Source organism: Leptospira sarikeiensis (genome assembly GCF_004769615.1).
Classification (GTDB): domain Bacteria; phylum Spirochaetota; class Leptospiria; order Leptospirales; family Leptospiraceae; genus Leptospira_B; species Leptospira_B sarikeiensis.
In genome coordinates this window covers 1-10,061 of the sequence record NZ_RQGF01000022.1, presented here as the reverse complement: position 1 = coordinate 10,061, position 10,061 = coordinate 1, and the positions used below count along the sequence as shown (strand labels likewise).

The window sequence follows — 10,061 nt, the reverse complement described above, 5'->3', positions numbered from 1 at the left end:
ATTTCACATTCGGGTCAGATTCCGATTCTATGGTCCAACGAAATGTTCCTACATCCAGTTTTTCCAAGTCTCTGAGAACGAGATAGAATTTTCCTTAGAGGCCGGATCCTACGACTATAGGATAGCGGCATTGAATAGATTCGGAAAACCTTCTGCATTCACTCCTTGGACCAATTTTAAAGTAGAGCAGGATAGACCTAAAGCGGTCGCGCTCGCGGAAAAAGAAGAAGCAAGCAAGGGTGTGAAAACTTCTAAATTCGTGTGGATCCCGGGGACCGGATATTATTCCAAAGGAGAACGTTGGAAATCCTACGGAATTTGGTCCTGGTTCGCAGCGTTGGCGTATTTAGGAAATTTAGAAAGAGAAGCGGGAAATACTCTCGCATCCAAACCTTTAAACGATCCGGTGAATATTTATTTTTTAGGAACTACTCTTCCTACAAGTTTCACTTTTTATTTCTGGCAAGCTAGAGAAAACGATAAGAAAGAATACGAAGTCCATCAAAGCAACCAGGCTTTGATCGGAGGAATTGCGATATTCAGCTTCGCGATTTCTCTCTGGTTAGAGAACAGGCTTCCTCAAGGAGACACTGTTCAATTCAAAGTTCGTCCGGATTCAAACGGGATCGGGAATAGTTATGCGAATACAGGATCCTCTCAAAATCGTTGGGAAGTCCAATATACTAGGAGCTTTTGATATGATGGCTCGGATTCTAAACTTCATCTTGTTATCTAATTTTTTCTTTTTAGGAGCCTGCTCCAAGCCGTTTCCTGGAGGAGAGTCCTTGATCCTTTTAAGCCTATTGGAAGAGGCTACGAAGATACATTATGTTTTTGTAACATCTTCTACGTTTGATGGAGCACTCGGAGGGGTCGGTGGTGCAGATCTAAAATGCCAAACTGCAAAAGGCACCGATGCGGCTGATCTTCCTGGAACTTCTTTAGAATATGTTGCTTTGATCGCGGCTGCAGCTAGAGTCCCTGGTGGAGTCGGCTGGCCCTTGGTTGCGGGAAAGAACTATTATGCGATGGATCCGACCCAAACCTTGATCTTCCATACGGACTCCTCTGGACTTCCTACAATTCCATTAGATAATGCAGGCGGAATTCCGGGAGGGGGAACTTATTGGACTGGACTCGGCTTAACCACTTTTACGATTGCGGATACATGTTTAGACTGGACGGATTCTACGGGCGGTCAGTCCGGTGATTTCGGTTCCTCAGGAACCGATACGTATGATTCTTTTAATCAGACGTTTTCGGATCCTTGTAACTCGAATCACAGCCTACTCTGTGTTAGAAATTAACTTTCTACGATCCCTGCTCGGATTGCATATACTACTAGGTCTGCAACCTTATGTAGATCCAACTTCTTCATAATATTTGCTCTATGAACCTTTACGGTCGCGGGAGATATATGTAGAAGTTTTCCGATCTTCTCGTTGGAGTTCCCCTCCGAGATCAGTTTTAGGATCTGTCTTTCACGATCTGAAAGAACTGAAAATACGGAAGGACCTTCTTCCTGAAGTTCTCCCGTTTTTTTGCGGCCAATTCCGGAAAGAACTCTAGTCGCGATCCTTGGACTTAAATATGTTTCCTTTCTGCGAACTGCATCGATCGCCCTCAGTAGATCTTCGCCTGCATCATCTTTTAAAACGTAACCGTTGATCCCGAGATCCACAAGTTTTTGGATATATTCTTCATTGTCATGTCGGGAAAGAATGATGACCTGAACCTTAGGGTAATATCTTTTTACACCTTTCACTAAGTCTATACCACTTACTCCAGGCATAGAGATATCAGTGATCAAGATATCAGGTTCTAATTTTCCGATCTCGTCTAATGCCTGTTCGGCGTTGCCGTTTTCTCCGATGATCTCCAGATCGTTTTGTCCGGAAATGATCAGCCTTAGGCCTTCTCTTAAGATTGCGTGATCGTCTACAAGATACAGTTTGCAAACGGAAGGGGTCGCGTTCATACTTTCTCCTTGGAACGTTTTTTTAACGGGATTCTAAGCACATATTGAGTGCCTTTGCCAGGTTCCGTTTCTAAAAATAGAGTACCATTCAGGTCCTCGGTTCTTCTCCGAATATTTTCCAATCCGTATCCGGTAGATCTTATTCTGGCTTCTTTTTCTTTAAATCCTTTTCCATTATCTTTCGCAGATACAACCAAAGTATCTTTCTCTGAAAAGATTCTCAACTCCACTTTATTCGCTTGTGAATGTTTTAATATATTCGCGCAAATTTCCTGTAATATTCTAAAAACTTGGTTTTGTATTTCCTGAGGAATTTTTTCCGGAACTCTAAATTCGGATTTCACTTTTATTTTTTGTATCGGAAAGATCTGATTCGCAAGTGAACTTAGAGCAGCCTCCAGTCCGAGTTCTTTTAAAGAAGATGGTTGCAAATTTGTGTAAATTTCGCGAAGTTCTTGGCTTGCTTTATCGATCAGACCTAGACCAGAGCCGAAAGATTCAGGATGTTCCTTCTCCGATTTTTGATACGCTTGGAAATGTAATTTAGCCGCGAGGATCAATTGCCCTACGCCGTCATGAAGCTCTCTTGCAAGCCTGGATCTTTCTTCCTCTTGAGAAGCGAGTACTTGGGTATGAAGAGTCGCGATCTTCTTCTCTAACTTCTTATTTTCTGTAATGTCTTTTAAGATCATCGCAAGGCTGTCTTTGAATCTAAAGATGGAATAACCGTAGGACTTCTTACCTTTTTTGAATTCCTGGTTTTGTAATTTTGTTTTTAATGCCTTGTGTAGGTTCTCCCTCAAATTTCCCGCTTCTTTCGAATCTAATTTAATGAGTTTAAATAAGTTCTTACCTACTGGGTTTGCAAATCCAAGTCTGAATTCTTTTTTGAAGGAAGCGTTTGCGAATCGAACTACATTGTTTTCGTCCAGCGCTACTATAGGAGAGATCTCTTCGACAAGAGATAGGAACTTAGGGGCCTTCTCCTTGCCGGAGTATGGTCCTACTAACTTGGTTTCTTTCTTTTTAAGGAGTCCTGAAGCCACTTAGGATCAGGTTACCGTTTCGGGGACGGATCGGAAAGGAAAAAAACCCCTCCCCTCGGCCGAATGAGGGAAGGGGGAAATTGCTTTTACTCTTTCAGGAGTCCCAAATTAGGGCGTAGATGGAAACACATCCGAAACATTCGGAGTTCGGAACCAGTCTGTGTCTGTGGTTCCGAGAGATTCATACCAAGATTTGAATTTAGGATAAGAATTACGGATATCCGTAGCCTCATAAGGCCATTGGAAATTTCCAGGAACAAGAAGTACCCAAGGGAAACCTGTGGAATCTCTATAAATATCCTGACCTTCCGCATCGAAATATTTATTCGCCGCATGGATATCTTTTCCGGTGTTGATCACTCGAACAAAAGTATCATAAGGAGCAGGTCCTAAAGCCAATTTAGAGATTGGAGAAGAAAGTATAACTTCCAACTTAGCAGTTTTACCTTTCACAAAAGTTGTGTCCGTTCTGGATGCGTTTGATTTTGCGATCGTTGTAGAACTGTTTCCTAGTAATTCAAGATCAGAGATTGTTGTAGGAGTTCCACTTAGGTTTTCTTCCAAGGTGGTCCCGTCTGCTGCATAACGAAGAAGAGAATAGCTAGTTACGCTCGCTCCAGGTAATCCGAAACGAAGAGTATGATTATAACCTGCACCCTTAGCAACATGGGTGAAGTAACCTCTTACACGGACTACTTCTCCCGCTTTATTAAGATCTTCTTCGAAATAAGAACGAACTACATAGTCGTTAAAGTCCGCGTCACCTTGTTTAGGGAATAAGTCCTCATAAGAAGTAGTATAATAATCTTCTGCAGGGATCCGGATCGTACTTACGCGTGTAGGATCATTCGGGAATACATCTTCAAAATCCTGTACTCCGTCCCCATCAGTATCGAAGATCTGAGTTGTGCTCGCGGTAAACCCAACAGTGATCCTACGATCCACTTTGCTTACGGTTACGATCGTAATATCCGCTTCGTAGAACTTGCCGTATGCTTCCACAGTAAGATGAACCGTTTTAGTATCCCCATCTATGGTAAAACTTCCGGTAACTTCTCCGCTTGTATTCGTATAAGCTTTGAATACGGATTTACTGCTAGCTGCACCCGGAGTGGCAGAAGGAACAGTGACCTGCACCATACTTCCGTTAACTGGAGCAACCGGATCTATGACTTGTACGTTTACAGTAATAGTTCTAGTAGTATCGAATACGAAATCTACCGGAGTAGTCTCGTCATTGATATCGATCCCGAAATCTGTAGGACCGGAAGGAGCTTCCACTGGAGTGGCTCCTGCAACTAAACTCATGAGCCATGCGTAATTCGGATCACTGGAAGAAGCGCAGGAAACGAAAGAGAGACTGAGAGAGGCGAAAAAGCAAACGAGGATTTTTTTTGTCATATAAGCACCCGTACGGATGTCATGATTATGCCGAACTCACTCGTTTAAGCAATACACCCGAAGGTTTAGATTACTAGAACCTTCGGTTAATACTAATTTTGGTACTTTGTTCGAAATGAATCTCTAACTGCCGTTGTACGGGCGAATTAAAGATTAGCTTGGAAACTTTCTAAAGCTTTTGTTCTGAAAGAATGGAAATCCCCAGAAGAGAAAAATTTACAATATTTCAATACTTCTTCAGGGATCTCGGAGAACTTAGCTTCTTCGTTATTGATCTTGATCATCATGTCTCCCAAATAGATAGGGAAGATGATCTCCTTATATTGTTCGTCAGCTAATTGAGGTCTATGATGGTATTCCATCGCTTTGGAATATAACTCAGGAAAATTCCATTTTTCAGCGATCAATGCACCGATCTTAGTGTGAGTGATCCCAAAGGCAGCTTCTTCCATAGAAAGAGAAGATGCAATTTCCTTAGACGCGGAATAATTCTGGATCTTGCCCATTCTCTCCTGCTCCAAGGAAAGTAGGATGATCTCTCCTATATCGTGAAGAAGAGCCGCAGACATCAGATTACTCATCGCTTCCTTAGGCATTGCCAATTTTTGAGCGATCAACTTGCAATAGTAAGCGCATTGGTTGGATTTTTCCCAGATGGTCAAGAATGCAGGGAATTTATTCTCCAGGATCTGTTTAGTTCCAAGAGAATATAATAGAACTTGTAATTCCTTCAGACCGATGAGCTGGATCGCTCTGTCCAAGGATTCCACTTTATTTCCTCTACGGAAAGCTGCGGAGTTGGAAAGCTTTAGGATGTTCGCGGATAATGCCACGTCCTTTTTCACCATTTCCGCGATCTGTCCGATACTTGAATTCGGTTTGTCGATTGCAGTCTGGATATCCTGGATCGCCTTAGGGAATGTAGGAAGTTGATCTACTTCTTTGATGATCTCTTCCGCTTTTTGGATCTGTACATTTTCTTTTTGGATCCGGATCGGGATATCGATAATAACTGAGGTATTGTTCCCTTGGCTTTCTATTTTGTAGGAACTTGCACCTAAACCGTCGTTCTTGAGCATCATTAGGGTCATGATAAGCCCAAGGCCCGCGCCTTCGGTCTCATCCCCTTTTTCCATAAACGCTTCCGCAAGATCGTTATACGTTTTTGCTTTTTCTATTCTTTCGTTGATACGATCTACTTCTTCCGGACTTAGTTTAACATTATTCATGACCCGGATACGGATCGCGTCCTTATTATGGATGAAGGAAACTAAAACTACGTAATTGTTTTTAAAGAGAAGATCTTCGTATTTCTCTTTATTATCTAAATAAGTCTTTTTGAAGCCTGTAATCTTACTGCGGTATACACTTGGATTTAGGATATCAGCCTGTAATTCTCTGAAATAGATCCTTTTGATATTTGCTTTGATCGTATTTGTGATGGTTTCTTTTAGAGCCGCAAGAACAGAATCTCTCACAAAAATAATATCAAGGTGTAGAAGATAACGATCCAAAGTTTTGGATAAGATAGTATCCACTCCTTCGGTAAGATTAAAAAATTTAAAATGGAACGGAATGTTCTCCGAAATAGGATGATTCAGGTCTTTCAAATTGCTGAAAATACCGTGATCCTTGTGATGGAAAAGTTCTAGGGTTTTCCCTTGGCTCATATCAAGTAACTCTGAAAAACGTTAGTGGTCTCTGTCAAGAATTCGCAGATTTTATTTGTTAAAAATAAGATTCTGCTAAGCGAATTATACGGATCAAAGAGACAAAAAAAAACTAAACTATAAATTTATCTTTCAAATCTTGTCAGAAATAAATTTCCAAGATCGTCCTTAGATATTAATCCTTTCGGATTAGTTTATCACTTGTTCAAGTGGGAAATTTATTATCTCTTACTTACTCAACATCTCAACTCTGAGAAAATTGAATTCTTTAATCTGCAAAAATAGCGTCTTTTGAAGACTGGTTCTTATCATAACGGGTTGAATAAAAAAAGACCCCCGTCCAAGGGTCGGAATTTTTTGTATAAAGTTACGGAATGATCATTCAATAAAAAGGTTGCAGCAAAATCCCGAATTTGGTGAAATAATACCTTGGTTCCTACAAATCCGGTTTTTCGGAAGAATGTTAGAACTTAGGAGACCTTCTCATGTCCAGCACAGCTACCCAAACCGCGAGCTCTGTCTCTTCTGCTTCCAGCGGAATAGCTACTTTTCCAGCTCCGAACCCTAAGGAAATGCAAAGAGTATTCGATGTCCAAAAAAGTCATTTTCATAAGGTTTTAAAAGTTTCCAAGGCGAAGGATCGCGTCGCACTTTTGAAAAAACTTTTGGCTTCTGTCGAAAGACTTACCCCAGATATCAAAAAGGCATTACAGAACGATTTTAGAAAAGCTCCTCACGAGACTGACCTAACAGAGATTATGCCTTCGATTGCAGAATTAAAAGATGCAATCCGCCACTTAAAAACATGGATGAAGCCTGAAAGAGTAAAAACTCCTGTTTCCCTTTTCGGAGCCAGAAGTTCTATTTCTTATGAACCAAAGGGAGTGACTCTGATCATTTCTCCTTGGAACTATCCGTTCTATCTTGCAATCGCTCCTTTGACTGCTGCAATCGCTGCGGGAAATACTGCGATCATCAAACCTTCCGAATTTACTCCGGAAACTTCTAAACTTCTAACAAGACTCGTGAAAGAGACCTTCCAAGAGGGAGAAGTTGCAGTATTTGAAGGAGATCATACAGTTTCTACGGCTCTAATGGAACTTCCATTCGATCATATCTTCTTCACAGGAAGTACTCATGTTGGAAAGATCGTAATGGCTGCTGCTGCAAAAAATCTTTCCACAGTAACTCTTGAGTTAGGTGGAAAATCTCCTGCGATCATCGTTCCTGGCGCGAATCTTAAGAAAGCCGCTCAGAAACTTGTTTGGGGAAAAATTATGAATGCAGGACAAACCTGTGTTGCCCCTGACTATCTACTACTTCCGGAAGGACAAACAGAAGAGTTCGTAAAACAAGCGAAGTCTGCTGTAAAATCTTTCTACGGAGAAACTTCTTCCGATATCAAAAACAATAAGGACTTCTGCCGTTTAGTAAACCAAAGGAATTTCCAAAGGGTTTCCGGATATATTCATGAAGCGGTTGAAAAAGGTGGTAAGGTTGTAATGGGAGGAGAAACTGATTCTTCTCAAAATTATATCGAGCCAACTCTCATCGCAAATGTTCCTGAAAATGCAAGGATCATGGAAGATGAGATTTTCGGACCGGTTCTTCCGATCATCACTTACAAAACTTTGGATGAAGCAGTGGAGAAGGTTTTATCTAAACCGAAACCTCTTGCTCTTTATGTATTCGGAAGTAATAACAAATCCATCAATAAAGTCCTAAAAGAAACTTCATCCGGTGGAGCGGCAGTAAACGACGTAATCGTTCACCTAGCGAATCCGAATCTTCCTTTCGGAGGGATCAATCACTCCGGGCACGGAAGTTATCACGGTTGGTGGGGATTTAAGACATTCTCTCATGAGAAATCTGTTTTCAAACAGGCGGCTTTCTCTTCGATCGAAATGTTGTATCCACCATACACAGGATTCGTGGATAAAATGATCCAATTTACTAAGAAGTTCTTCGTTTAAGAATTTCTTCTACTTTCTTCGAACTTTCAAGCCCTCTTGGTCCAACTAAGAGGGCTTTTTTATTTTTGGGCGGACTCCTGGAGATAAGTTTATATTTTCATAATATTCTTTTTCTGTTGTCTTAGTTTTCATGAGAGTCTCGTAAGCGGGAATGGATCTGAAGATATTTGGAATCGGGGAGATTTTGTTAACTTTAGGATCTTTTTCTATTCATGTTGCTGAATATGGAATCCACGTTCCGAGCTAATGGGTAAAAATGTCCCACCCTATTTTGGGTGGGGGCCGGTGCGGTGGTACGTGTGCTCTTTATCATAAATCTTATTTTTTTTCAAGGGAAATTTGCATTCAGCTTTTGATGTTGGAATTCCAACAAAAGATTTGGGCGGCTCCTCACTTTGTTCGGACCTGGCTACTACGGGTTCGCGCATTCGCGCTCGTCCGAGCTAAACTCGGACTAAAGCCCTCCGTATCCTTGCCGCAACGACCGCGAAGCGAGTCGGTGGCCGGTAGGCCAAACGAGAGAAAGGCTATAATTAAAACCATTCGTCTTAACCGAAAGCATTGCTATGAATGGCACGTTGCAATTCACCGCAGCGACCCATAGGGAGCGAGGCAACGACCTTGCGAGCGAACCGTAGAGAGTGAGCAAGCTCGAGATAGCCAGAGGCGTCATCGAGAGCATCCCAAACTTATTCGTAAGCGAGTCGGTGGCCGGTAGGCCAAACGAGAGAAAGGTTATAATTAAAACCATTCGTCTTAACTGAAAGTATTGCTATGAATGGCGCGTTGCAATTCACCGCAGCGACCCGTAATCGACTCTATTGGTGTTAATGAAAGCGTATGGCAATCGGCAGAAGTGAAATAGAAAGGATTTCGCATAGAGTCACGGAGCTCACAGAGAGCCTTATCGTTTTAGCGAAATTAACCCCCCGTTTTTCTTAATGTTGGAATTCTTGCATCATTTAGAAATTTCTAAAATTCCTAATCCTTCTAAAAACTTGTCCGTATACTTCCAAGGTCTCTTTTTGCCGAAATCAAACATGATACAATGAGAGACGGATTCGCAGGCAATTTTGCCGTCGGATTTTCGAATTAATTTTTGAAATACTTTACATCTAGAACCTGAGATCTCGCCAAATTGAGTTTCTATTATAGTTGAATCAGGATAACGTATCTCTGCCTTATAATCTGTTTCTCCCCTTAGGATCATCGGGCCTATGTTTTCGGATTTCATTTGAGAGAAGGAAAGGCCTGCTTCTTCTAAGGCAACCATTCTACCTTCATGAAGAAATACTTGGAAGTTCCCAACATTTAAATGACCATTCGGATCACATTGGCTCCAAAGGACCGGGATTTCGTAAAAGAATGACTTTGAGATTTGCATGCTCTACTCCTCTCTTCCAAAATTAATAGAGAAAAGATTTAGAAAAGTAGGAATTATTGTTTTATATCAAATTATTTATTGGTTGGAAAAACAAAGCATAGGAATGGAAATCTTTTGTGAAGTTTAGGATCTTTTGCTATTCACATTGCTGAATACGGATTCCGCGTTCCGAGTGAATGGGTAAAGGCGCCCCACCCTATTTAGGGTGGGGGCCGGTGCGGTGGTACAAAATGCTCCATAACATAAATTGGATTCCTTTACAAGAAGAATAAATCCGTTTTCTGATGTAGGAGCTCCTACATTAAGTTTGGGCGGATCCTCGCTTCACTCAGACCGGGCTACTTCGAATTCGCGTCCGCTCATCCGGGCAAGGCCCGGACTAAAGTTCTACGTATCCCTTCCGCTTTAGAACGAGTTGGATTTTAATTTACTAACTGGATTTTCTTTTGAAAGGATTATTGTAACTCTTCATTCACTTTCTCTTCAGAAGATTGTTCTTCCTCTATCTCGTCGACTGGCTTTTCAAAGATTGCTGAAATAGTAAATTTTATAAGTGCAGCCAGTCCTATAATACAGATGATAAGCCTTCCTATGGTATAGTATTTATTC

8 protein-coding genes are annotated in these 10,061 nt (G+C 41.4%); 3 read left to right on the top strand and 5 right to left on the bottom strand.

Annotated features, from left to right (window positions below):
- Positions 1 to 697 (top strand): fibronectin type III domain-containing protein (locus EHQ64_RS09130; RefSeq protein WP_246048667.1); only part of this gene is annotated, 697 nt, incomplete at its 5' end.
- A gap of 1 nt (position 698) precedes the next feature.
- On the top strand, positions 699 to 1,307 hold the full coding sequence (locus tag EHQ64_RS09125) for a DUF1554 domain-containing protein (protein WP_135649182.1): 609 nt from the start codon (positions 699 to 701) through the stop codon (positions 1,305 to 1,307).
- Here the strand turns inward: EHQ64_RS09125 and EHQ64_RS09120 are convergent.
- From EHQ64_RS09120 to EHQ64_RS09105, 4 genes are all read right to left on the bottom strand, one after another.
- Positions 1,304 to 1,978: a response regulator gene (locus EHQ64_RS09120; RefSeq protein ID WP_135649181.1), complete on the bottom strand. Its 675-nt coding sequence runs from the start codon at positions 1,976 to 1,978 to the stop codon at positions 1,304 to 1,306. The two genes, EHQ64_RS09125 and EHQ64_RS09120, sit on opposite strands and share 4 nt — an antisense overlap.
- Positions 1,975 to 3,024 (bottom strand): sensor histidine kinase, encoded by a 1,050-nt coding sequence (locus tag EHQ64_RS09115; protein ID WP_135649180.1) that lies wholly within the window; start codon positions 3,022 to 3,024, stop codon positions 1,975 to 1,977. Before EHQ64_RS09115 ends, EHQ64_RS09120 begins: the two co-directional genes overlap by 4 nt.
- A gap of 108 nt (positions 3,025 to 3,132) precedes the next feature.
- Positions 3,133 to 4,425 carry an LruC domain-containing protein gene (locus EHQ64_RS09110; protein ID WP_135649179.1) on the bottom strand — a complete coding sequence of 431 codons (1,293 nt, stop codon included), beginning with the start codon at positions 4,423 to 4,425 and terminating at the stop codon, positions 3,133 to 3,135.
- 146 nt (positions 4,426 to 4,571) lie between these two features.
- Positions 4,572 to 6,095 (bottom strand): HDOD domain-containing protein, encoded by a 1,524-nt coding sequence (locus tag EHQ64_RS09105; protein WP_135649178.1) that lies wholly within the window; start codon positions 6,093 to 6,095, stop codon positions 4,572 to 4,574.
- A 485-nt stretch (positions 6,096 to 6,580) separates the two neighbouring features.
- Between EHQ64_RS09105 and EHQ64_RS09100 the strand changes: the two genes are divergently transcribed.
- On the top strand, positions 6,581 to 8,068 hold the full coding sequence (locus EHQ64_RS09100) for an aldehyde dehydrogenase family protein (protein WP_135649177.1): 1,488 nt from the start codon (positions 6,581 to 6,583) through the stop codon (positions 8,066 to 8,068).
- A gap of 958 nt (positions 8,069 to 9,026) precedes the next feature.
- Here the strand turns inward: EHQ64_RS09100 and EHQ64_RS09095 are convergent.
- Positions 9,027 to 9,452: an acyl-CoA thioesterase gene (locus tag EHQ64_RS09095; protein ID WP_135649176.1), complete on the bottom strand. Its 426-nt coding sequence runs from the start codon at positions 9,450 to 9,452 to the stop codon at positions 9,027 to 9,029.
- Between the last annotated feature and the right edge of the window lie 609 nt (positions 9,453 to 10,061).

Bases quoted from the DNA above. Each gene is read 5' to 3' on its own strand.
- EHQ64_RS09125 (WP_135649182.1), top strand. From the start codon at position 699: ATGATGGCTCGGATTCTAAACTTCATCTTGTTATCTAATTTTTTCTTT.
- EHQ64_RS09120 (WP_135649181.1), bottom strand. From the start codon at position 1,978: ATGAACGCGACCCCTTCCGTTTGCAAACTGTATCTTGTAGACGATCAC.
- EHQ64_RS09110 (WP_135649179.1), bottom strand. From the start codon at position 4,425: ATGACAAAAAAAATCCTCGTTTGCTTTTTCGCCTCTCTCAGTCTCTCT.
- EHQ64_RS09105 (WP_135649178.1), bottom strand. From the start codon at position 6,095: ATGAGCCAAGGGAAAACCCTAGAACTTTTCCATCACAAGGATCACGGT.
- EHQ64_RS09100 (WP_135649177.1), top strand. From the start codon at position 6,581: ATGTCCAGCACAGCTACCCAAACCGCGAGCTCTGTCTCTTCTGCTTCC.
- EHQ64_RS09095 (WP_135649176.1), bottom strand. From the start codon at position 9,452: ATGCAAATCTCAAAGTCATTCTTTTACGAAATCCCGGTCCTTTGGAGC.